Annotated in this window: 17 protein-coding genes and 3 pseudogenes; 8 read left to right on the forward strand and 12 right to left on the reverse strand. The window is 57.1% G+C overall.

Annotation, left to right across the window (positions count from 1 at the left end; all coding sequences use genetic code 11):
- Positions 1 to 14: 14 nt before the first annotated feature.
- Positions 15 to 968 carry a sugar ABC transporter substrate-binding protein gene (locus QA648_RS28055; protein ID WP_283052103.1) on the reverse strand — a complete coding sequence of 318 codons (954 nt, stop codon included), beginning with the start codon at positions 966 to 968 and terminating at the stop codon, positions 15 to 17.
- Positions 969 to 1,147: 179 nt separating this feature from the next.
- Between QA648_RS28055 and QA648_RS28060 the strand changes: the two genes are divergently transcribed.
- Entirely contained in the window at positions 1,148 to 2,143 is a 996-nt protein-coding gene (locus tag QA648_RS28060; RefSeq protein ID WP_283052104.1) for a LacI family DNA-binding transcriptional regulator, read from the forward strand.
- 516 nt (positions 2,144 to 2,659) lie between these two features.
- Here QA648_RS28060 and QA648_RS28065 read toward each other — a convergent pair.
- Complete coding sequence (locus tag QA648_RS28065; protein WP_283054289.1) at positions 2,660 to 3,034, reverse strand: helix-turn-helix domain-containing protein; 375 nt, start codon at positions 3,032 to 3,034, stop codon at positions 2,660 to 2,662.
- A 102-nt stretch (positions 3,035 to 3,136) separates the two neighbouring features.
- Here QA648_RS28065 and QA648_RS28070 point away from each other — a divergent pair, with 102 nt between their 5' ends.
- On the forward strand, positions 3,137 to 3,547 hold the full coding sequence (locus QA648_RS28070; protein ID WP_283052106.1) for a DoxX family protein: 411 nt from the start codon (positions 3,137 to 3,139) through the stop codon (positions 3,545 to 3,547).
- Between the two features lie 384 nt (positions 3,548 to 3,931).
- Positions 3,932 to 4,942, forward strand: coding sequence for a helix-turn-helix transcriptional regulator (locus QA648_RS28075; protein WP_283052108.1), 1,011 nt, complete (start codon positions 3,932 to 3,934; stop codon positions 4,940 to 4,942).
- A gap of 298 nt (positions 4,943 to 5,240) precedes the next feature.
- On the opposite strand, the gene QA648_RS28080 is transcribed toward QA648_RS28075, so the two are convergent.
- The 4 genes from QA648_RS28080 to QA648_RS28095 all read right to left on the reverse strand — a co-directional run bounded on the left by QA648_RS28080 (position 5,241) and on the right by QA648_RS28095 (position 11,432).
- Positions 5,241 to 7,181, reverse strand: coding sequence for a methyl-accepting chemotaxis protein (locus QA648_RS28080; protein ID WP_283052110.1), 1,941 nt, complete (start codon positions 7,179 to 7,181; stop codon positions 5,241 to 5,243).
- 210 nt (positions 7,182 to 7,391) lie between these two features.
- On the reverse strand, positions 7,392 to 8,822 hold the full coding sequence (locus tag QA648_RS28085; RefSeq protein ID WP_283052112.1) for a PAS domain-containing methyl-accepting chemotaxis protein: 1,431 nt from the start codon (positions 8,820 to 8,822) through the stop codon (positions 7,392 to 7,394).
- A 448-nt stretch (positions 8,823 to 9,270) separates the two neighbouring features.
- Positions 9,271 to 10,473 (reverse strand): aminotransferase class V-fold PLP-dependent enzyme, encoded by a 1,203-nt coding sequence (locus QA648_RS28090; protein WP_283052114.1) that lies wholly within the window; start codon positions 10,471 to 10,473, stop codon positions 9,271 to 9,273.
- Positions 10,474 to 10,724: 251 nt separating this feature from the next.
- The gene (locus QA648_RS28095) at positions 10,725 to 11,432 is read right to left on the reverse strand and encodes a TetR/AcrR family transcriptional regulator (protein ID WP_283052115.1); all 708 of its coding nucleotides are present in this window, start codon (positions 11,430 to 11,432) and stop codon (positions 10,725 to 10,727) included.
- Between the two features lie 124 nt (positions 11,433 to 11,556).
- Between QA648_RS28095 and QA648_RS28100 the strand changes: the two genes are divergently transcribed.
- Entirely contained in the window at positions 11,557 to 12,372 is an 816-nt protein-coding gene (locus QA648_RS28100; RefSeq protein WP_283054290.1) for an MBL fold metallo-hydrolase, read from the forward strand.
- Between the two features lie 487 nt (positions 12,373 to 12,859).
- On the opposite strand, the pseudogene istB (QA648_RS28105) reads toward QA648_RS28100, so the two are convergent.
- The 5 genes and pseudogenes from istB (QA648_RS28105) to QA648_RS28125 form a co-directional block, all read right to left on the reverse strand.
- A pseudogene (gene istB, locus QA648_RS28105) lies at positions 12,860 to 13,740 on the reverse strand (IS21-like element helper ATPase IstB).
- Positions 13,737 to 14,999 carry an IS21 family transposase gene (gene istA, locus QA648_RS28110; RefSeq protein ID WP_283052117.1) on the reverse strand — a complete coding sequence of 421 codons (1,263 nt, stop codon included), beginning with the start codon at positions 14,997 to 14,999 and terminating at the stop codon, positions 13,737 to 13,739. Before istA (QA648_RS28110) ends, istB (QA648_RS28105) begins: the two are co-directional and overlap by 4 nt.
- A 114-nt stretch (positions 15,000 to 15,113) precedes the next feature.
- Positions 15,114 to 16,193, reverse strand: coding sequence for a hypothetical protein (locus QA648_RS28115; protein ID WP_283052119.1), 1,080 nt, complete (start codon positions 16,191 to 16,193; stop codon positions 15,114 to 15,116).
- 107 nt (positions 16,194 to 16,300) lie between these two features.
- Positions 16,301 to 17,077 carry an IS21-like element ISRsp2 family helper ATPase IstB gene (gene istB, locus QA648_RS28120; RefSeq protein WP_283052121.1) on the reverse strand — a complete coding sequence of 259 codons (777 nt, stop codon included), beginning with the start codon at positions 17,075 to 17,077 and terminating at the stop codon, positions 16,301 to 16,303.
- An 11-nt stretch (positions 17,078 to 17,088) separates the two neighbouring features.
- Positions 17,089 to 17,865: pseudogene (locus tag QA648_RS28125) on the reverse strand (IS21 family transposase); the annotation flags it as partial.
- 98 nt (positions 17,866 to 17,963) lie between these two features.
- On the opposite strand from QA648_RS28125, the gene QA648_RS28130 reads away from it, so the two are divergent.
- From QA648_RS28130 to QA648_RS28145, 4 genes are all read left to right on the forward strand, one after another.
- Entirely contained in the window at positions 17,964 to 18,173 is a 210-nt protein-coding gene (locus tag QA648_RS28130) for a DUF5372 family protein (protein WP_283054291.1), read from the forward strand.
- A gap of 182 nt (positions 18,174 to 18,355) precedes the next feature.
- A complete protein-coding gene (locus QA648_RS28135; protein ID WP_283052123.1) occupies positions 18,356 to 18,805 on the forward strand; it encodes a helix-turn-helix domain-containing protein in 450 nt (149 codons plus the stop codon).
- Positions 18,806 to 18,827: 22 nt separating this feature from the next.
- The gene (locus QA648_RS28140; RefSeq protein WP_283052125.1) at positions 18,828 to 19,097 is read left to right on the forward strand and encodes a hypothetical protein; all 270 of its coding nucleotides are present in this window, start codon (positions 18,828 to 18,830) and stop codon (positions 19,095 to 19,097) included.
- On the forward strand, positions 19,087 to 21,171 hold the full coding sequence (locus tag QA648_RS28145; RefSeq protein WP_283052127.1) for a recombinase family protein: 2,085 nt from the start codon (positions 19,087 to 19,089) through the stop codon (positions 21,169 to 21,171). Before QA648_RS28140 ends, QA648_RS28145 begins: the two co-directional genes overlap by 11 nt.
- Positions 21,172 to 21,180: 9 nt before the next feature.
- Here the strand turns inward: QA648_RS28145 and istA (QA648_RS28150) are convergent.
- Positions 21,181 to 21,957, reverse strand: a pseudogene (gene istA, locus QA648_RS28150) (IS21 family transposase); the annotation flags it as partial.
- Positions 21,958 to 22,133: the final 176 nt, after the last annotated feature.

Consider the following 22,133-nt stretch of genomic DNA (forward strand, 5'->3'; position numbering starts at 1 on the left):
TGCTGCGGGTCCGCTTAGCGGATACCCTGGGAGGATTTCTCGATGACCGACGCGGCGGTGTCCTTCTCGACGAAGCTCGGACCCGAGGCGACATTGCCAGCAGGGATGGTGCCGTAGCGAGCGTAGAGCGCGAGGAAGGTCACGGGCAGATAGCCCTGGAGGTATGGCTGCTGGTCGACGGCGAACAGCGCCTTGCCATCCGCGACTGCCTTGAGGAAGCCGGCCGATAGGTCGTAGGAGGCAACCTTAACTTTGCCGCCGATGCCCATCTTCTCGACGACGGCAACCGCGCGTTCGCCAACGAGCGGCGCAGATAGGCCGAGGACGACGTCGATCGACGGATCCGAGGTCAGGGCCGCCTGAATCTTGGACTCGATTTCTGCCGGGTCAGCCGAAGTGGGCAGCACCGTGACCTTGCCGCCCTCGAAGCCCTTCTCGGTACCTGAGCAGCGCTGGTCGAGCGCGGCGTTGCCGACTTCCTGGTTGACGCAGAGGACATGCTTCAAGCCGAGCGACTTCAGCTTCGCACCGACCTTGATGCCCGCGGGGGTCTCGTCCTGGCCGACGTGCAGTTTAATGCCGAGCTTTTCGGCGGCAGAGATGCCCGAGTTCATAGAGATGACCGGAATGCCGGCCGCAACCGCCTTCTCGATCGCCGGACCGAGCGCATCCGGATCAGGATTGGAGATGACGATGCCCGCCGGGTGCTGATTGACGGCGGCTTCGATAAGCTGCGCCATGGCAACCATATCGAAGGTTTCCGGGGCGCGGTAGTCGACGTGGACATTGCTGTCCTTTGCAGCCTGCATCATGCCGTTCTTGACAATCGACCAGAATGGGTCGGATGCCTGTCCATGCGTGACGGCGATGATGCTTGGCTTTTCCTCCGCCTTCACACCGACCGACCAAGACGCTGCAATACCGACAGCGAAGGCGCACGAAGCAAGCTTCTTGATAAATGACTTCATTTCTCTCTCCTCCAAGCCGATCCACTCCCAGGATGGCGAAAACGAATGCTACCGGGTTCATTTGCATTTGCTACCGGGTGCAATCAGGTGCATCATATGACGAAATGAGTTAAAAGCAAGCAATCATTTCATCCAAAATGCAAATTGGAATGTTTGTTCCATCTTCTCGGGGAGGCGTAATGCGCAAGCGGGCAACGGCGAAACAGGTGGCGGAAGCCGCAGGGGTATCGAAGTGGACGGTCATACGTGCGTTCACGCCCGGCGCATCCATCACCGAGGAGAGCAAGCGCCGAGTTCTCGAGGCCGCCGAACACTTGAACTACGCGCCCAATCTCCTTGCGCGCAGCCTAGCCACAAATTCGACGCATCAAGTCGCCGTGTTTGTCGACGACTTCGCAAACCCGCAGAAGCTGCCTTTTCTTGAAACGCTGACCGAGCAGCTTCAGGCAGAAGGCTTCGTCGCGATGCTGGTCAACATCAACAGCCATTTCGACCATATCAACGCCCTGCTCAACGCTAGCCAGAGGCAGGTCGATGCCGTCATCCTGTTCGGGACCGCCTTCCGCGACGAGACGTTGAACGATCGGCGCCTCGGCCGCGGAACCGCGCCCATGTTCGTCCTGGCGAGGGACAGCCAGATCGACGGTGTTCCTGCTGTCGTGTGCGATGCGGAACAGGCCCTGAAGGAAATGGTCGACTATCTCTATGACAAGGGTTACCGACGTCCGGGCTTTATGGCTGGAGCGCGCGCTCTTTCCACCGCTCTGAAAAGACGGCATTTCTTCACGGAGTTCTGGAGGCAGAAAGGCGTGACGGAAATCGTCGATATCGCCGCAGATCGGTACAGCGCGGCATCGGGAGCTGACACCGTCCGAAGATATATTCGTGAGAGCGATCCGGGCCAGCGGATCGACGTGCTTATGTGCGAGAATGACATTCTGGCGATCGGCGCGATGGACGAATTGCGCGGCAGCTACGATCTGCGAATCCCTGAAGATCTCGCCGTGGTGGGGTTCGACAATTACGAGTTGGGAGGCGCATTCGCATACGGGCTGACGACATACGAGCAGCCGAAAGACGAAATGGTTGGCGCCATCGTGTCGATGGTGACCGGAAGAAGAGAGCCTGAGACACTGACGTTTCCGGGAAGGCTTGTCGTTCGGAAATCCGCCTAGTCACACCGTCGTTGCGGCCTACTGCGCGGGCAACCTCCCCACTCGCTGGCGCAGATTACGCCGGCCAGGTCGCCCAAGAGCTCATCGAACAACCCGGAGTCCCAAAAATACAGACAGGTTCATCGATATCGGACTACGGAAGTAGTGTGCGGCAATTGTCTCCAGCCTACGACATCGCCATCTGTGGTCAGTTCCTGCCAGTTCAGCCGAGACATACAGCGCGCCGGCGTGAACAAGGTGGCGACCAGTCGCACGATGCGCCCCGTCCGCACGCGAGAGTCGCTTTCCCGTGGGGGACGGGCCGTCGGAGAGCCGAATCCTCTAGGAACCCTGCGGTGGTGCGGACAAGCGCCGTGTGCAGGCTGCGCGCGCCGCTTTCAAACTAGGCCGAAAGTGAGTCATCTCACCCGATCTTCGGGGGAGAAGTCCGACAGTCCCTATACGGGGTCAGTTTTAAAAGAGCGCTTAGCAAAAAACAGGAGAATGGCGGCGCCGGTCACAGAATTACCTTCAAATTCAGGCGCTCTTTTTTGTATCGAACGCAAGCTGGGCGGCTTTGATGGCGGACTGATGAGCCATGGCCCACTTTCCTAAAGCCTCGACGGGTGCGCGCAAAGAGTGTCCGAGGGGCGTCAATTCATAGTCGACACGCGGAGGAATCGTTGGAAATACGGTTCGGGTAACGAGACCGTCCCGCTCCAATCCTCGTAGAGTAAGCGTAAGCATATGTTGGGAAATACCAGTCACGCCGCGCTTGAGTTGGCTAAACCGCCGTGGCCCATCACGCAACAACATGACGACAAGCACACTCCACTTATCGCCGACGCGCGCAAGCACTTCGTTAATGCCCGCGCATTCCGCTGGATGATGCGGAATATCCCCAATGGTCATATCGGTCTGACTTAGTACAGAAATTTTGCCTTCTTGCATGTTCATCTCGGTCAGTTATTTTGCCTTGGACAGAGATTCATACCATCTAACTGGAAGTAAGTCATGACCCAAATTTCGAACTACCCGGCCTCGAACCGAGGCTCCAATATCACCGCCTGGATCCTTCAGATTTTATTGACTCTCGCATTTTTTGCCGCCGCAGGAGCAAAATTGGCCTCGGTGCAGATGATGGTTGATGATTTTCAGCAAATAGGTCTCGGCCAGGCTTTCCGATACGTCACGGCAATCGTGGAGATTATCGGCGCGATTGCTTTATTGGCACCGCGTGTGAGCGCTCTCGGCGCCCTGTGGCTGGCCGCCACGATGTTTGGGGCTACAATGGCGCACTTGTTCCGGTTGCATACATCACCGGCGCCGGCTCTTGTTTTGTTCGCGCTTTGCCTTGTTGTTGCTTGGGTTCGCCGCGACCAGGTCGCACACCTGCTCGAGCATCTCCGCGGCTCCAGGACGTAATTAAATCCCTAAATGATCTGATCCCTTTACGGAGATTCTTGCGGTTGATCACAGTTGGCTAAAGGTGGCTGTTGACTTTGTCTCGGCAGATTTTCGCGCTGGATCCGGAGCTTCATTCGGCCCATTCGCCGCGTGCAACCACGGTGAAATGGCATCGTCATTCTCCTTCCCGGCGCATGCAGCTCACAACGTCGATAGTTACTTTCGCCCATGATGGCATGGCTGAACAAAATAATAGCTGGAAATGAAGGTTGTGCCTGAGCCGGTCAGGCTCAGGCGGCATGCGCCGGCGGTGTGTCGATGGGCAGGTCAAGGCCACTGTGGACAAGAACGCGACCCCAAAACATACGCTGAATGCGGCGACCGACCAATATAGGAATGTGCATGCCGGAAAACAGCAAGCGGTTTGCTCTTAACTCCCAAGGCTCATCATTCGATGGAATGGTTGAAGCCCTTACTGGCGCCTTTGGCTCCTTCAATGCAGAACCTGTCGACAGACATTCAGACTTTCGCTGGAGCATTGATATCGCGACATGTGAGCCAGCAACCCTCATCACAGGATATCATGAGCATCCGTTTCAGTTTCAGGTTAATACAACAGAGAATACCAGCGAATACTTATCGATCGTCTTTCCCCGGCGCGGCGGGATGGGAGTGCAGCATGGTTCTTCAATGGCCGACGCCAACCCCACGAGCATGCTGATCTACAACAGCCTGGAAGCAGATCTCGTAAAGTTTCATGGCCAGTCGAGCCTTATCGATGAACTTCTTCTTGATTGGAGGATCGTCCACAAGACAATCGCCGAAACTTTTGATCTGGCCCCGAAGCGATCCCTCGAGTTGCTCGCGCAGCTCGATGTTGCAACGCCGGCCGGGGGGGCAATTGCGAATCTCGCGGAGTTCATGATTGTTAGCATCCGTAATAACGGTCCACTGACGCAATGTCCCTTGGCTATGGCTCGGATAATGCAGGCATTGACCGATTTGGTGGTGCGTCTGGTGCCTCACCGATTGACTTTTCTTCTCGAGAAGAAGCCATCAGCAATTGTTCCTTGGCATGTCCGCCGGGCGATTGATTTCATGTACGCAAACATCGATTTGCCGATCACAATGCCGACAATTGCTGAAGCAGTCGGTGTATCCGTGAGAACACTTGAGATTGGATTTCGCGCCTTCAAGGAGACCACGCCCAATGCCTATCTCCAGTTGCTGCGACTTCGGGCTGCACGAGAAGATCTTCTTAATGCCGATAGTCACCAGACCATCCAGATGATTTGTCTGAAATGGGGATTTGTTCACTTTGGGCGATTTTCTGCCGTCTACAAAGCCCACTATGGCGAAAGCCCTTCCCAAACGAGAAAACGAATATTTCGCCCTTCGGGCGATGATCTATGACCACGTGAAGGCGTGGCATGCGACGAAAGATCACCGAAATGTCGGGCTGATTTAGTTCGAACCGTTCGGCTAAAGATTCAGCCGAACGGTTCGAACGGCTATTCCACCAATTTCTGGATTTGGACAAGTCTCGGTCGCCCATGCAATGACCGATGGATTTGAGCGCTCATCGCCTCAAGTTCATTGGTGAGAAGAAAAATTTCATGTCGCAGTTTCTCCAGTTCGGGCATCGGCCATGAGGCAGAATCAAACTCACCCTTTGCAGGGGGGATCGTGGGAAAAGCGTCTTGGTTATTCATCAAAACTCGCTCCATTCAGTTGCAACTGCCGCTGTTCCACCAAATGCCCGCGCAACTCGATTGCCCAGTGCTCGTGCGGGAGAAGCCACGGGCCGTGCCTCTTCAACGAGCACCGGCTTCTGTGAGATTTCGTTTCCGATGGCAAACTGGTGAAGAAGACGGAACAACTCGTCTGCCTCCTTAGCCAGGCCATGCGCCACGGCTGCGGCTTGCTCAACCATGGCGGCGTTTTGCTGTGTTCCCTGGTCCATTGTGTTCACTGCAGTGTTGATTTCCTTAAGACCGGTCGCCTGTTCTTTCGACGCCTGAACGATGGCACCAACGTTGCCGTCGACAAACTGGACCTGCGCCACGATTTCTTGCAAAGCCTTGCCTGTTTCACCGACGAGACTTACGCCGTTTTTCACATGATGGTTCGAGTTGTTGATCAGCGCCTTGATTTCTTTTGCAGCCTTGGCGGATCGCTGCGCCAGTTCTCGCACTTCCTGGGCAACAACAGCGAAGCCCTTGCCTGCCTCACCAGCGCGCGCTGCCTCGACACCTGCGTTTAGAGCCAGGAGGTTCGTCTGAAAGGCGATCTCATCGATAACGCCAATGATGTTGCCAATCTCGACGGCAGAGGCTTCGATCTTGTCCATGGCTTTAACGGCATCCCGAACAACACCTCCGGACCGCTCAGCGTGGTCTTTCGTCTTGCGAACAAGCTGACCCGCCTCATGGGCGCGGCTGCTGGAGTCCGCTACTGTTGTGGTAATTTCTTCCAGAGCGGCTGCAGTTTCCTCGACAGACGCGGCCTGTTGTTCGGTTCGCCTTGAAAGATCGTCTGATGCTGTTCGGATTTCCTGCGCTCCTGCAGCGATTGCGTTTGCGTTCACTGCCACCTTATGCATCGCCTCGCGAAGCTTTTCAGCCGCGGCATTGAAATCCAGCCTCAGTTTGTCGAGCATGGGGATGAACGGCTCGTTGAGCCGGTAAGTGAGATCTCCAATCGCCAGGGCTTGAAGAGCGTTCCCCAGTCGTTCAACAGCGCTGTATGTTTGGTCCGCAAGTGAAGTACGTTCCCTTGATTCATCCTCTAGTCTCTGCCGCTCAACAATTGCCCTCTTGGCCTCGGCGTCTGATTCACGCGCGGCCTTGGCGGAAATTGCATCCCGCACACCCGCAACCGCACGCGCCAATTTCCCAATTTCATCGCTACGTGTTTCCAGGCGGGGATCACCATCGAGATTTCCGTTGGCCATGGCATTCAATGATGCTTGGAGTTTTGATATGGGCGCTACGATCGAGCGCGCGGCAATAGCGGCTGTACCAATTGAAAGAAGTCCCGCAATCCCAAGAGCCCCAAATGCCACGGATCTGAAACCGCTTGTTGTTTTACGGACATCGTTTCCTGTGGCCTTATTCAACGCTTCCTGATAATCGATGAACTTGTTGATGGCTGCAAGCCAGGAGACGAATAGAGGTCGCGCCTGCTCCAGTAGAACCTTCCGCGCTTCTTCACTATCTCCGCGTTCTTGGAAGGCGATAATCTCTGCGACCAGGGGGTTCGTCTTCGACTGTATCCCTGCAATCTCCGTCAGGATGCTTCTTTCCTGATCTGTGGCCCCGGCCGGAGACGCGACCATCTCGGCCATTCGCCGTTCATTTTCCGTGTATGTTTCGGACAGTCTCGCAATCCTCGCGATTGCTTCTTCCCGTTCACTCGGAGAAGTAATCAGAGTTACGTCGCGTACAGCAATGGCGCGATCATGAACACTTCCGCGAAAGTTAATGGCATATCGCTGTTTTACACTATTGACATCATTGATTGCGGAAAGACCTTGGTTGACTTGCTCAACCTGTTTAGTCGCATAGATGGTCAAGGTGACCATCGAAAGCAGCAAAAAGCCAAAGCCGATGGCCAAACGAGCTGCGATTCCAGGCGTCTTGAGATGAATCATTTTTATTTACTCTATGGGATGAAAGAGGCCCGCAGCGTCAAGTCAGACTGCTTCGGGTTCGATTGGGAATTCTCGCAGTCAATGTTCCGAATTACGTCTGAATGTTGCAGCAGGTTTCCAGGTAGAGAAATACTGCTTAATCCCAATTGTAGGAGGCGATATCCGGCTTCCGCACTAGCTATCCATGCGTCGATAGAAGCCGTTCGCTGTTCATGCGGCCCTTCTGTCAGTGCGGCCGTTGCGTTCGTGAGAAATTTGGAAATGTGCGACCAAGCGACGAAGACCGCTCATTTGAGCCATCATCGTTCGTGTCGCACCGTCGGTTTTCTCGGCCATTTCGGCGTTCTTTTGCGTAATCTGGTCCACATTGTTAACCGCATCGCCGATCTCCAAAATTCCTATCGATTGCTCCTGGGATGAGACGGCGAAGGTGGTGCTGTGTGTCGAAATTTCGCTAATCCGGCTGGCAATCGTTGTCAGTGCCGAGCCTGTCTCGCCTACGAGTGACACGCCTCTTGCGACCTGATGCGATGAATTGTTCACCAGCGACTTGATTTCCTTTGCAGCCCTCGCGGATCTCTGGGCCAATTCGCGCACCTCCTGCGCAACGACGGCGAAACCTTTGCCTGCCTCGCCCGCACGAGCCGCTTCGACACCAGCATTGAGCGCGAGAAGGTTGGTTTGGAAGGCGATTTCGTCAATCACCCCAATAATCTGACCGATCTGGTCGGAAGCCCCCCTGATTGCCGCCATCGCATCGATCGCCTCCTTCACAACGCCGGAGGACTGCTCCGCCCATGTCTTGGCGTCGGCAGTGATGTCGACCATCTCGGCGGCACTCTCGGCCGAACCCTTCACTGTCGCGGTCAATTCCTGTAGAGCGGCCGAAGTCTCCTCGATGGCGCTGGCCTGTTGCTCTGCACGGCTCCGCAACTCCGCCGCCGAACGGTTCAAAATTCCGGTTTCGGTAATCACCTCCTCGACGGCTACTGAAATCTGGCGGATACTTGCTTCCAACTTCGCTGCCATATCGTTAAAGTCTTGTTTCAGTCTTCCGGTCTTCAGTGGCAGATCCGTAATTCTGAAAGTGAGGTCACCGGCGGCAAGCGCCGCAAGGGCCTGACCGATCGTTTCAATCGTCTGTCGGTCCTCGTTAGCTATGCGCTCGGCAGCCTGTGCGGCAATAACTTCTTCGTGCACATCGGCTAGTGAGCCGCAACTCACAATCGTTTGTCCGCCAGAAAGTACACGGCTGCCGCCGGTATTGCGGAACCATCGATAACTTCCGTCTTTCATTCTTAGCCGGTAGGTTGTGCGAAACCTCCCGTCGCCGGTCGGATGAGCCAAGTTATCAGCATAATCCCCGAACACGCGTGATATATCTTCAGGGTGAATGCGTTCTGAAAAGGATTCGAGCCGGTTGGGAAATTCCGCTTGCGTAACTGCCCCGACCAGACGGCGTACCTCAGACGACCAAATAACGGGGTTGTCGCCTGCTTGATGATCATCGACCCTGCTCGTCGCATGCCAAAGGCCAATACCGCAGACCTCTTCCATCAACGCCGTGCGCTCCTTTATAGCGACGAGTTCATCAATGACATTGCCATTTGTTTTGTCTTTGCGGTTTAAAAGTCTTAACATAAAATAAGTCTCCGCGTTTCTTTTTCATGTAAATCAAAGCTGAACCTTCCAATTAGTTAACGGGAGCGTGCTCTCTTTTCCTTCCTACACTTGAGTGCGGAATCGGGATATTCGGTTCGCTGAATTACAAGGATCGCGAGGTCGCACTACCTGCGTGATCTATTGTGCGCATGACGAATGCTGTCGCGTATGCAGGATTGCATGTGGAACGCTTACACGGGCGAGCGCGCAGAGTGACAGCGACGCTGGAGAAAGTTATCTCTTGATAATGTAAGACTCGTCGAGTCGTCAGCGATTTCGATCAGTTGCGCTAACGAACGTTGCAGAGATGCTCCAACGGCCACGGGCGCTCCGGCACAGGTGGTCCTTGATGATTATCAACGTCGAGGCGAAGCCGCCATCTGTAAAACAAGGTCGATCGCTGTTGATGGCGGTGCAATGCCCCTGTCTACAGAGCGGGTTGGACTGCCGAAGTGGCTAAGGCATCGCGTAGCGCGCTAACGAAAATGTCCAGATCGCTCTTCATCATATAAACGTGCGGGGAAACCCGTAGCCCCTCGATATCCATGACCTTCCGATATTTCACATGGACGCGATACTTCTCGCGGAGGTCGCTCTCAAGCCTTCGCATGTCCATGCCGTCGATGGAAAACAGGCTTATCCCACCCAACTCGTTCGCGTCGATCGGGGTATGAAGGCGGAAGCCGGTAATGTTGCGAGCAAGGTCGATCCAATATCGGCTGAGCTCGCGTAGCCTCGCGTGCATTTTGCCCGCTCCGATCTCCTTATGGAGCTGGATAGCGGGTGCAATTCCACTCTGAATCGCCGAGTTATAAGTGCCGAGGTTCCAGTGATCGAATTTGTCTATGCCGATGGCGGGTTTGTCGAAAGGCGCAAGCAGGGGCCAAGTTCGGTCAATCCGTCGCAGGTTGACGATGAGCATCCCGTTTCCGACCGGCGCTCCCAGCCATTTATGGAGGCTGGTGATGAAGAAGTCGCAGCCCAGTTCGCGAAAGCTGACCGGCATCTGGGCGAATGTCTGGGCGCCGTCGACGATGGTAACGATATTTCGCTCACGCGCGATGTCGCAGAGGCGCTTTATGGGGAGAACCCGCCCGTTCCAGTGGTATATATGTGTCAGCTGCAACACGCGGCTGCGCGGGGTCATTGCCTGGACATAGGCTTCGACAACGTCATCATCGTGATCGAGCAGATCGAAGGCGCAATTGACGACCTCGATGCCCTCACGCTGAGACCGCTGAAACCATCCCTCCCGGACGCTCGGGTAATCCCAGTCCGAGATAATCACCTGGTCGCCTTTCTCGAGTGGTATCCCGAAAATCGCTGTCGAAAGACCCTCCGATGAATTCCGGTTGAGGGCGATCTCGTCAGGCGAACAATCAATCAATTCAGCCAACTCGTGCTTTATGCTTGGCAAAGCTGTGTCGAGCTTGCTCCACATATTGTAATCCGGATTGCGGCTTATGAAGCGATAAGCGTCGATCACGGTTTGCTCGACCGCAAGCGGCGGAGGGCTGACAGCTGCATTGTTCAGGTTCAGAAGCGGTTCCTGTGCTGGGTATTGATCACGAACGCTCTTCCATGCGTCCTCGCCTGCGCTCGCGTTCACCGTATCAGCCACCACACTCATCCAACTTGCCCTCCGATTTCAGCTTCCTATCTTAGACGCACCGGACCAGAGAAATCTGCCTCTGTCCCCTTCCGGCCTGGAAGATAATGGCAAAGGAAGCCGCCTATGCGAAAGAACATGCGGGCGACCTCTTGAGGAGTAGGCGAGCGGGCCTGACAATTGGGCAGAAATGGTGGCTCAGCACCTCTCCGCAGCCGACCATGGGATTGCGATGGTCGCATCTCGCCGCACGATGCCTTCAGCATCGCCATTTAGCTTCCTGAAACTCCGCTCTGGTGCGCGGCGAGATAAGAGCGAAACATGATTGTGAGCTGTTTTTCAGCTTCCCTACCATCGGCGGGGGCCAATACCCTGTGACAGAAGGCCGGAACCGTTCCGTAAAGCGCCGCAGTCAGGGTTTGAGCGACCAGATGCGGATCGCCAAACTGTACATCGCTCGCACTCGACAGCGCAGCTCCGATTGCTGTCACACTTCGCCGAGTCGCTATGTCGATCAAAGCGCGGGCATCAAGTTCCAAGGCGATGCGATAAAGGGCCGGAGAGAGCTCCGCCTGCGCTATCTGCGCCTGAAGATAAGCCTTCACCACAGCCTCGGCGAGCTCCTCAGCCCTGGCGTTGAGGTTTTCGTCGCATGCTCTTTCAATTGCGCCTGCTAGCACCACGAGATGTCGCTCCAGCACCGCAAAGAGCAACGCCTGCTTGTTCGGATAATATTGATAGAGAGTGCCAACCGAAACGCCGGCTCGGCGCGCAACGCGCGTCGTGTTCAAACGGATCAGACCATCGCTCAACAGAACCTGAATGGTTGCCTCGAAAATCGCGTCGACGGTGGCGATCGCCCTCTCCTGACGCGGTGATTTCCGGGGGGTTAGTGGCAAAAGCGTGGCGTTTTCCATAAGCGAATCCAAAAACTGAATGATCCTTCGTATATATAGCATTACCTCCCGCCGCTCCAGCATTAATGCGGTTCACGTCGGGACCGTACACCAACAACTGGAGACTGATATGTGTATCGCGTGCTTTATGCAGACTACGCATCAAACAATGGCAGCGAAACTAGGAAGGCCGATTAGTTCGTCAGCCATGGAGGCTTTGATCGACAAGCCCGGGCCAATTGAAATAGAGACGATCGCCAGCGCGGACTGGGTAGCCAATCTGTCGGGCCTCCTCAATCTGAAGGACCCCAAGGCTATCCAGGCAGGGCTCAAGGATCGCGAGGAGCCGATCCAGATCTACTTGCATCTGCTGCGGCATCCAGTCCGCGGATGTTTTATGATCGATACCGGTGTTTCGAAACGCTTTGTCCAAGATCCCAAGTCGGTTGGGGTCGGATGGATGGTCCGAAACTTCGCGAAACTCGACAAGATGAAAGTTCGGGTCGAACCTTCGGCGGCGGTGAGGTCAAAAGGCGTACCGCTCCAAGGCATCTTGATGACGCATCTTCATCTCGATCATATCTCCGGCATGCCAGATATTCCCACGGATATCCCGTTTTACACGGGCTTTGGCGAGGCCAATACCAAGCAATTTACCAATGTTTTCGTCCAGGGCATGGAAAACCGGTTCTTTGAAGGCAGGCCCGCGATCCAGGAGCTTCAATTTACCAAGGACCCCGACGGGACATTCGAGGGTGTGATCGATGTTTTCGGTGACGAGTCACTCTTCACAATCCTAACCCCCGGACATACGGCCGGCCATATGTCATTTGTGGCCCGCACTCCTGAAGGTCCGGTTCTGTTGACAGGCGATGCCTGCCACACACGCTGGGGGTGGGAGCATGGTGTGGAACCTGGAACCTTCACATTCGACCGGGTAAAGGAACGGAAGAGCCTGCTCGCGTTGAAGGCCTTGAGTGAGCGTCACCCCAATATGGTCGTGAGACTCGGCCACCAGCCGTAACCTCCCGCTTAGGCCGCCACTGTCCATGTCGTTGAGCGGTGGCGGCTCGTCTCCCGGGTGCCGCAAATATCGTCGAGGTGCCCGTGACTCTGTTTGTGAGGTGACTATCGTTCCGTTGACCTGACAGTTCATCGATGCCTGTTCCCAGCACGTCTAACGGGCGCGATCCTACGGCTATGATGACCGGTTTATACTTGCCATCTCGCGATCGGCCCTCGACACATCCGATCGCAGTCTTAAGATACGTGGCTGACCCGTGCAATGATGTGATAAGAACGCGAACAGATTAACGGTTCAGACGCTATGCCTCAATCGCGGCAGCTACAGGCTACAATTGGGGTCGCATTTTCCCTCTGAACTCACCCGCCGACATCTTTCGATTGTTCGTGATGATGACCTGATCATCTGGGATGCAATCTGGCAAAGAGTTGATGCCTGTCAATGCCGACTGAAAAATCCCCAAATGCGCCGAAGTAAAATTCCCCACTTATGCCGACGTGGACGACAAGGAGAGATGGCCATTTTTCGGTGGCCTGCCGCGCGGTTTTGGTGGCGGCGCGAAAGCGGGCGGAGTGATAAGGGCTTTTGAGCGGACGTGCTCCGGCATGAGTTCGGCATGTTGGCGGAGACGGTAGCTCGAGCCTTCGATCTGGATGACGACAGCGTGGTGCAATAGCCGGTCGAGCAATGCGGTAGCGACGACCGGATCTCCGAAGACGTCTCCCCATTCGGCAAATCCTCGGTTTGAGGTGAGGATCATGGCACCGCGTTCATAGCGGGCGTTGACGAGCTGGAAGAACAAATTGCCGCCGCCGGTGACAACAGGCAAATATCCGATCTCGTCAACGATCAGGAGACTTGGTCGGCAGAAGAAGCGGATGCGTTCTTGTAATCTCCCTTCACGCTCGGCCCGCGCAAGTGCGGCGATTAGATCGGCGAGCGTTGTGAAGTAGACGCTCTTTCCGGCCTTGACGGCTTCGACGCCGAGTGCGGTTGCCAGATGGCTTTTGCCTGTTCCTGGTGGTCCGAGGAAATGAACGGCTTCGTTGCGCTCGACGAAGCCGAGCTGGGCAAGCGTGAAGATGCGGTCCCTGTCGAGGGAGGGCTGGAAGGTGAAGTCAAAACCGGCCAGGGTTTTGATGGTGGCAAGCCTGCCCATCCGCAGCGCGGTTTTGATGCGGCTGTTCTCGCGCAGTGTCAGCTCTTCCGACAAAAGGATGTCGATTGCCTCCAGTGCCGACAGTTCACCGTGCTCCAGGCGGCGTACGACATGGTCGAGCGCTTCGAGCGCACGTGGCATCTTTAAGCCGACAAATCATGGCGAATGCGATCAATCATCGACGGCATGGCATCGAGAGCGGCACTCATGGGCGGTTCTCCCGTGCCAGGGCTTTGCCAACGGCATCGTAAAAGGCAAGGGATCGTTGCAGAACCTTGTCACCCGCGCCCTGCAGGCAAATGCCCGCATCGTCTGGCTTTGACCACGGGCGATGTAGTGTCGTTCCCCGCCGATGATCAGCTTGCACGCGCCGTTGCTTTCGACCCTCCAGAACAGGATGGACAGCGATCAGCGTTCCGTTCTCAAAGATACGGACCTCGTCAGCAAGAGAATGAACTTCGACCAACCTGCTTCGGGTCGCATCCGGGACGCTGTAGGCATTGCCGCCAACGCTGACCATACCGTCACGGGAGATGCGGCGCTCCAGCTTGAGAACGGAGCGGAAGGGAGCCAATGGTAGCGGCCGAAGATGCGAGCGTTCCTCGGCGAAGGCTTCATTGACCACTCTGAGCGTCGTGGCGTGAACCCTTGGATTGGCGACGGTGTCCAGCCAATGTCGGAGCTGGACGTTCATATCATCGAGATTGCGGAAGGTTCGCGCCAGGAAGAAGTCTTCACGGATATAGCGGAATGGCCTCTCGACCTTACCCTTCGTCTTTGCACGATAGGGCTGGCAAGCCTTCGGGTGAAAGCCGTAATGGCGGGCCAGGTCGACAAGCGCTCGATTATAGACGATGCCTTCCGACGGGCCTTCGCCGATGACCGCCGTCTTCATCCGATCATAGAGGATCTCCTGTGGCACGCCGCCGATGGCTTCGAAAGCCGAGACATGGCAACGCAGCACCGTCGGCAGATTCTGGTGCATGACGAACCGCGCCCAAATGAGACGGCTATGTCCGAGCACCATGGAAAACAGCCAGACGATCCTCGGCGTCGTCGGCTCGTCGGTGAAAACGACATGAAACTGGGCGAAGTCGACCTGTGCCTGCTCACCGGGCGGCGTCTCGAAACGGACCTCAAACCCTTGGGTGGTTGCAGGTCTAATGTCCCGCAGAAAATCCGTCACGGCCGTATAGCCGCCGGTGTAGCCGCGCTGCTTAATCTCGCGAAGCAGTCGACTGCCCGTCAGACCTGGATAGGTCTTTACCCGCTCGCGAAGATAAGCGGCGAACGGATCAATCACCGTCGCTCGTGGCTTTCTCGGACCATAGGCGGGAGCCTCCAGTCCACGCTCGATATATTTGCGAACCGTCTTGCGATCTATGCCAGTCTGCCTGGCGATCGCCGACACCGACAGACCTTGTCGATGTAAATCCAGGATCATCATCGTCTCCCTCAGCTTGATCACCAAAATCCCCTTTCCGACCATCGGAAAGAGTATTGGCGATGACGTGCCGCCGGTCTTCCGGGGCGCGCCCCGGAAGACCGGCGGCACCTCAAACTGGGGAAGATTCAAACGGCACTATTGAGGAGTATTGCGCCGGTACTGACAGATGCCAGAGTTACTCAGATTGATCCTACCGCCCACACTCATGATGTCTGGCAGCTTGGAAATTGATGTCCCGCAGATCAGAAGGTGGCGGTCCACGCACAAGCCGTTTGACAGATGAGAGACTTGGGTGCCGCGAAGGTCGAGGTTTCCTCGAATTCGCGTATTTGGTGGAAAGGCAGCCAAAGGCGCATTGCCGATAATAAGGCCGCCTACATCCAGCCCCTCGCCGATTTCCGCAATTAGACTGGAGCCGATGAGCAAACAACCGCTCACGTACAGTCCCGGTGGCAGGCTCCGTAGAGCGGTGTGACCCAGGTTCAACCTGCCTGAAACGCGGAGGTCTGGTGGGAGCTCGCCGAGCTTGTGCCAGACACCGTCCTCGTCGAGTACGCGTCCCAGTTCGAACGCCGCCAAACCTAGTTTGTAGCCCTCGCGCGAAAAGAAGGGAGCGAGAATGTTGAAATATCGATCGATTGGCGGCCGATTTCCCTTTCCTTCCATGTTGATAATGTATCGCCGGTTCACCACTGACATAGTGATATGCGGCCTTCCAAAACGGTCGCGCAGGGACAGGAAGGCGCGGCCTGGGCTCTGCAGACAGTAATCGTATCGCCCACAGCCCAGGCAGTGGTCCATTCGGAGGCCTTCCCAATCAAGCGCTTCCGCCGTGATCAGCCTCACAATGGTGTAACCGTCATCGAGTTGCGCAATGCACTCTTCGCCCGAACACGCAGCCGGTGGGCCGTATTTCCGGCCTGATTGCCGTTCTGTCTTCGCGACTTCGACAAGCAGCTGTTCGATCGAAGCGCATTTCATAATTTTCTTGGGTCTGTTTGCCTCGTCAACTTTCTGCAGCCAATAGGCCTCATGAAAGACGGCATCGTGCAGCCATTCAACAACCCGTTCGATATCCTGGTCAAGAAGACGTCTTGTCCTACGCCGCAAGATGCCTCGTACGATGACAGGCATCACACAATTGCGCATCAACCCGTATACGTGAAAGTGGCAATCCCAGTGGAATTGGAGCCGGTTTTGCACGCGAATGGTCAATTGCGCGCTTCGCAAAAGGTGGACAGGATTTCCGCCAATTCCCGGACAGCAGTTTCACTAAAGTCCGGACAGTTTGACGAGGTTGGTCCTCGGCAGCCTGGTTTCTGTCAGGGCTGATTGATTTCGCCGTTTTCGGCACCCGTCAAGAGGGGCGCGCTTTTTTGCTTTCGCATACTCTCGCCCCGCAGCGTGATGCGATGGGCATTGTGCACGATGCGGTCGAGTATGGCGTCGGCAACCGTGCTGTCGGCAATTAGGTCATGCCAGCTTGCCACGGGGACTTGGGCTGTGATCAGGGTGGACTTTCTCTGATAGCGTTCCTCGACGATTTCGAAGAGGTGGAAGCGCTGCTGATCGGAGAGCGTATGGGTTCCAAAATCGTCAAGGATGAGGAGCTGGACGCGGGTGAGCTTGTCGATGAGGCGGGGAAAAGAGCCATCGAGGCGAGCAAGGGCGAGATCCTCAAACATACGCGGCACGCGCACGTAGAGCACGGAGTGACCGAGCCTTGCCGCTTGCCTGCCGAAGGCACAGGCCAACCATGATTTGCCGGTGCCGGTGTGGCCGGTGATGATCAGTCCCTCATGGGCGGTGAGCCATTGTCCTTGGGCCAGCGCCATGGTGTTGCGCCGGTCGAGACCACGGGCAGCGGCGAAGTCGATATCTTCAATGCAGGCCTGGGCGAAGCGCAGCTTGGCGGAGGCGAGCCGGTTGCGGATGCGCTTGTCGGCACGCAGGGTAACTTCGCGATCGAGCATCAGGCCGAGCCACTCATCGCGGCTAAGTTCATTGGTGCTGGACTGCTCGGTCAATTCGCGCCAGGCGGCGGCCATGCCGGTGAGCCCGAGGGCCTGCATCTGGTCGAGGGTGGGGTTTGTCAGCATTCTTGCTTCCTTCACTGATAGTAGGATCGGCCACGGATATTGGTATGCGCAGGCGTGGCGGCCGCGTGTTCAGCCTGCGGTCTTTCCCGGTCGAGGCCGGATTTGAGGATGGAGGCGACGGAGGAATAGGTGATTGCATTGATGGTGAGCGCCCGCTCACAGGCCGCATCGAGGCGCTGCGATCCATAGCGCGGCGCCAGCGACAGAATGCCCATGGCCGAGCGGTATCCCTGTTCCGGATGGGGCCTGTCGCGCATCATGCGTTCGACCAGGATGGCGGCATTGGGGCCGATCTGGGTCGCACGGCCGATCAGATTGGCTGGCGTGGTGTTGGCATAGCGCTGGTGCGCCTTCGGCATATGGTCGTTGACAGTGACGTGGCCGGAACGCTGGGAGCGGCGAACATGGCTGGCGACACGCTGATGATCGTGGAAGATCTCGACCACCCGGTGGGTGAGCCGCACCTGCAGGGTGCATCCGATCAACCGATGCGGCACCGAGTAGAAGGTCTTGTCGACCTCGACATGATAGTCCGGATGAACCTTCGCCGACTTCCATTCCGCATATTCGAACGGCATCACCGGCAGGGGCTTCAAGGTTGGCCGCTCGATCTCCTCAAACAGTTCGCGGCGGCTTTTGCCGACATGGCGCATCGGCCGGTTGTTCAGGTCTTCGAGCAAATCGGCAATCGCCGTGTTGAGGGCGGCAAGCGAGAAGAAGGTACGGTTCCGGAGCCGAGCCAGGATCCAACGCTCAACAATCAATACCGCTCCTTCGACCCGGCCTTTCCTTCAAGTCCAGGACTGCAGTTCGTGTTGATGGACAAGCACGCATAGAGTTTGAAGTAACGCATCCCTTTCATCCGTGGCGCGGCCGGCGTTTCGTCCTGGCGACGCGCAAGCAGAACTGGGGCGAAGATCGCGTCATGTTCTACGACGCTCAAGGACGGTTGCGTTCGCTGCCGGCCTCGTGGACCGATGTCGATGAGATCGACGCATTCCGCCAGATAGCCGCAGGACGATCCTTCTCGCGCCCAGACGATCTGTCGGCGCTGGCTTCATTGATTGCTCACATCAAGCGTCGCCATGGAGAGTGACGATGCGTCAAGTAAATTACGCCGCGAATGTCAAGATAATTATGCCGCTCCCGCGATGTTTGCGACGTCCTTCTTATGTGAAGTGTCATGATAATGCAAATGTTTCGGCTACGGGCTCGATATAATTCAATTGACACGCAAGTCGATGGCGGCATATTTTACGTTACACTCAGGAGGCGCCTATGACCAAAGAAAGCAAGCCCGATCGCCTGCGCCAGATGGGCGCTCTCAACCCCAGACCCGAGGGCGTCCGCGCCCCCTGGTTCCGAGAAGCAGGTTTCTTCGATCCGCTCGATCTCGTGCAAGTGAAGTACGAGATGCTTCGTCACGCCCGCCAAGACGGCACCAACAAAGCCGATGCGGCCGCGCTTTTCGGGCTGTCTCGGCAGACCTACTATCAAGCGGAGGCCGCGTTCGAGCGCGACGGCATTGCCGGCCTCTTGCCGCGCACTCGCGGGCCGAAGTCAGCCCACAAGCTTACCGGCGAGGTCATGCGTCTCGTCGAGGAGCATCTCGATGCGAACGGTGAACTGCAGGCCCGTTCGCTGGCGGAACTGGTGCATTCGAGACTGGGCATCAGCGTCCATCCTCGCAGTATCGAACGCGCGGTGGCGCGTAAAAAAAAACGATGACGGGCCGACGCGCGCAATCTCCATGCCGGCGAACGGTAAGGAGATTTACGAGGCGCTCCGTGCCGATGTTGTTTGCGGCACGGCTTGCGCGAGGCGGATGGGCGCCATCGTCTTTCACGGACTGTGGCGCGGCCTGGCAGTGCTGATCACGCCAGAGCAGTCCACGATAGCGCGACAGCAGTCGGCGCCTCGGCCCAAGACAACTTCAGTGGTCGCGCACGATCGCCAGCTCGTGCACATGCTCGCCAATATGGTGCTGGCAGCAGAGACAGGAGGAAGCCATGTCTACTGATAACGCCATGAAGATTAGTGCCGATCACCTGCGGCGCGATGCATTTCTCTACGTCCGCCAGTCCTCCCTTCGTCAGGTGTTCGAGAACACCGAGAGCACGAAGCGGCAATATGCATTGCGGGACCGCGCGGTGGCGCTGGGTTGGCCCATTGAGCGCGTCCACGTCATCGACAACGACCTCGGCCTTTCCGGCGCGCAGTCGCAGGACCGCGACGGCTTCCAGCGCCTGGTGAGCGAAGTCGCAATGGGCCATGCAGGGATCGTGCTGGGACTGGAAGTATCTCGCCTGGCTCGCAACAATGCTGACTGGCATCGCCTTCTGGAATTGGCCGCCATGTCGCGCACGCTCATCATGGATGAAGATGGCGTTTACGACGCGGCGTCGTTCAACGATCGTATGTTGCTCGGCCTGAAGGGCACGATGAGTGAGGCCGAACTCCACATCCTGAAGTCTCGACTGCAAGGCGGCATTCTTAATAAAGCGCGTCGTGGCGAGCTCGAGTTACCGTTGCCGATCGGACTGGTTTACACGCCTGATACGCGCGTGGTGCTCGATCCGGATCGCCAGATCCAGGACACGGTGCGCATGCTGTTCGATACCTTCCGGGAGGCGGGATCAGCCTGCGCGGTCGTGCGCCGCCTGCGCAGCGAGAAGATCCTGTTTCCTCGGCGCATCCGGCGCGGCATCGGCAAGGGCGATGTCCTTTGGAGCGAGATCGACCACTCCCGTCTGCTTCAGATTTTGCACAATCCCCGATACGCTGGCGCTTTCGCGTACGGACGCACACGCACTGTCTACAACGCCAAGCTCAAGTCCGTACAGCAGAAGATGCCGAGGGCCGACTGGCCGGTGCTCATCCCCCAGGCCCACGAAGGCTATATCTCGTGGGATGAGTTCGAGCGTAATCAAACAAGCCTGGAACAAAATGCAGTCGGTTTTTCTCCGGGCCTGCGGGGTCGTATGCCTCGCCAGGGCAGTGGCTTGTTGCAAGGCCGAGTTTTGTGCGGTCGATGCGGCGCCCGCATGCGGGTCCACTATGAACAGTTCGAGGACAAGCTTCGTCCCTATTACGTCTGCAACGAGGCCGTCGTTCGTCACGCTGGAAAGACCTGCCAATGGGCAAGAGGGCCTGCGATCGATGAAGCGGTCAGCGCATTGCTGCTCGAAGCAATGGCACCGACGGCGATAGAGGTCGCGCTGGCGGTGCAGCAGGAGATCTCACAACGTGTCGAGCAAGCCGCCTCGCTACGCGACAAGCAGTTGCAGCGCGCCCGGTATGAGGCTGAACTCGCACGCCGCCGCTATCTGAAGGTCGATCCTGACAACCGCTTGGTTGCCGACGCACTCGAAGCGGACTGGAACGGCAAGCTACGCGACCTCGATGCGCTTCAGCGCGAACATGAGCGTCAAAACGAGACAGACCAGTCATTGCTGGACGGCGCTGCACAGGAACGGATCCGAGCGCTGGCCGCCGATTTTCCTCGCGTCTGGAACAACGAACGTACAAGCGCAGTCGAACGTAAACGCATGCTTGGTCTCCTCATCGAAGACGTGACACTGCTAGTCGACGAGCAGATCAACATGCACATACGCTGGCGCGGAGGTCACACGCAAAGTCTGGCAGTCGCTCGTCCTCGGCCCATGGCCGTGATCCGCAAGACCCCGGAAGCGGTCGTAGCGTTGATCAACGAACTGCTGGAGACCGACAACGACCAGCAGATTGCCAGCCGTCTCAACGCACTCGGGCATCGCAATTGGCGCGGTGAGCCTTTTACGTTGAAGAAGGTCATGATCGTTCGTCGAGCCTACGGCTTGAAGACCCGGTTCGAACGGTTGCGCGAGAGCGGCATGCTCACCGGCGAGGAAGTGGCTCGTCAACTTGGCGTCAGCGCCACAACCGTCCACCAACTCGGACGCGCTGGTGTTCTAAAGCGCCACCGCTACGCTACCAACCACCGGTACCTCTATGAGCCACCGGGCAACGTCAGACTCGCAAAAGGCGTCGGCGGTCGCTATGGTAGCCGTCAGCCCCGGCTAATTGACGCTCAACAAACCCAACAAGGTGCATCGTGATGTCTGCTCCTTGTCACGCGGTTTCCTGCTGCGGGTCGGCAGAATCGTGGTGTCGTAATGCTCCGCCATGGCGGCGAACGTCGCAGTCAACGTCGGTTCGAACCAAAGGGCCTTGGCCACCCCTGATTTGAGGTTGTCGCACACGATTGCCTTGGTGACCCCACCATAGAAGGTCAGAGCACGCACTTGGCCGTCGATCCAGTCCGGCAACTGCTGGCTAAAGCTGGCATGGGCGAAGGTCAGGTTGGAGGCGCCCAGCACCGCGACAAAGATCTGGGCTGGATGAATGATGCCGGTCGCCGGATCAATCACCGGCACCGTCGGCCCGGCATAGTCGGTCTGCATCACGGCGCCCGCCGCGTGCCGATTGCGGAACGCTACACTCGCGCGCTGCCGAAAGGTGGCGACCTTCTCGCAAAACCACGTGAAGCCGTAGCCATCGGGATGACTGGCGCGGTATTCCTGCCATAGAAGCGTCAGCGTCACGCCTTTGCGCTTCAGCTCCCGAACCACCAGCGCCCAGTCCGGCTCACTGAGATCCCGCGGTGGTCGACCGGCGCGGCCGAACAGCCGCCGCTCCAGTTTTGCATCCTCGTCCGAGCCGATCGGCAAGGGCCACGAAAGCCCGGCTTCCCGAGCTCGCAGCAAATAGGTCGATACCGAGCTCTTGCCGATCTTCAGCCGCTCGGCAATCTCGCGCACCGAAAGACCCTCTTCATGGGTCAGGCGCAGAATTGTCCGGATATCCCTCACGGTCGTTCGTCTTGCTTGCTTCCGTCTCGGCATCGGCCCCTCTCAACGTTGTCGTGAGAAGCCTAATGGTCAAAACGGCGCTGCTCGAACCAACCCTCAAACCGCCGCCGGAAACTGTCCGGGATTTAGCGGAATCACTGTCCGGGAATTACTGAAAACTTTGTCCGGAGATTACCGGAAACCCTGTCCGGACTTTGCCGAAACCCGCA

This window comes from Rhizobium sp. CB3171 (assembly GCF_029714265.1).
In the GTDB taxonomy this organism is placed as follows: domain Bacteria; phylum Pseudomonadota; class Alphaproteobacteria; order Rhizobiales; family Rhizobiaceae; genus Rhizobium.

Excerpts from the sequence above, each read along its gene's own strand:
- QA648_RS28070 (WP_283052106.1), top strand. The coding sequence starts at position 3,137 with ATGACCCAAATTTCGAACTACCCGGCCTCGAACCGAGGCTCCAATATC.
- QA648_RS28135 (WP_283052123.1), top strand. The coding sequence starts at position 18,356 with ATGACCAAAGAAAGCAAGCCCGATCGCCTGCGCCAGATGGGCGCTCTC.
- QA648_RS28095 (WP_283052115.1), bottom strand. The coding sequence starts at position 11,432 with ATGCTGGAGCGGCGGGAGGTAATGCTATATATACGAAGGATCATTCAG.
- QA648_RS28100 (WP_283054290.1), top strand. The coding sequence starts at position 11,557 with ATGGAGGCTTTGATCGACAAGCCCGGGCCAATTGAAATAGAGACGATC.
- QA648_RS28080 (WP_283052110.1), bottom strand. The coding sequence starts at position 7,181 with ATGATTCATCTCAAGACGCCTGGAATCGCAGCTCGTTTGGCCATCGGC.
- QA648_RS28055 (WP_283052103.1), bottom strand. The coding sequence starts at position 968 with ATGAAGTCATTTATCAAGAAGCTTGCTTCGTGCGCCTTCGCTGTCGGT.
- QA648_RS28060 (WP_283052104.1), top strand. The coding sequence starts at position 1,148 with ATGCGCAAGCGGGCAACGGCGAAACAGGTGGCGGAAGCCGCAGGGGTA.
- istB (WP_283052121.1), bottom strand. The coding sequence starts at position 17,077 with ATGCTGACAAACCCCACCCTCGACCAGATGCAGGCCCTCGGGCTCACC.
- QA648_RS28065 (WP_283054289.1), bottom strand. The coding sequence starts at position 3,034 with ATGACCATTGGGGATATTCCGCATCATCCAGCGGAATGCGCGGGCATT.
- QA648_RS28145 (WP_283052127.1), top strand. The coding sequence starts at position 19,087 with ATGTCTACTGATAACGCCATGAAGATTAGTGCCGATCACCTGCGGCGC.
- QA648_RS28090 (WP_283052114.1), bottom strand. The coding sequence starts at position 10,473 with ATGAGTGTGGTGGCTGATACGGTGAACGCGAGCGCAGGCGAGGACGCA.
- QA648_RS28140 (WP_283052125.1), top strand. The coding sequence starts at position 18,828 with ATGCCGGCGAACGGTAAGGAGATTTACGAGGCGCTCCGTGCCGATGTT.
- QA648_RS28085 (WP_283052112.1), bottom strand. The coding sequence starts at position 8,822 with ATGTTAAGACTTTTAAACCGCAAAGACAAAACAAATGGCAATGTCATT.
- QA648_RS28075 (WP_283052108.1), top strand. The coding sequence starts at position 3,932 with ATGCCGGAAAACAGCAAGCGGTTTGCTCTTAACTCCCAAGGCTCATCA.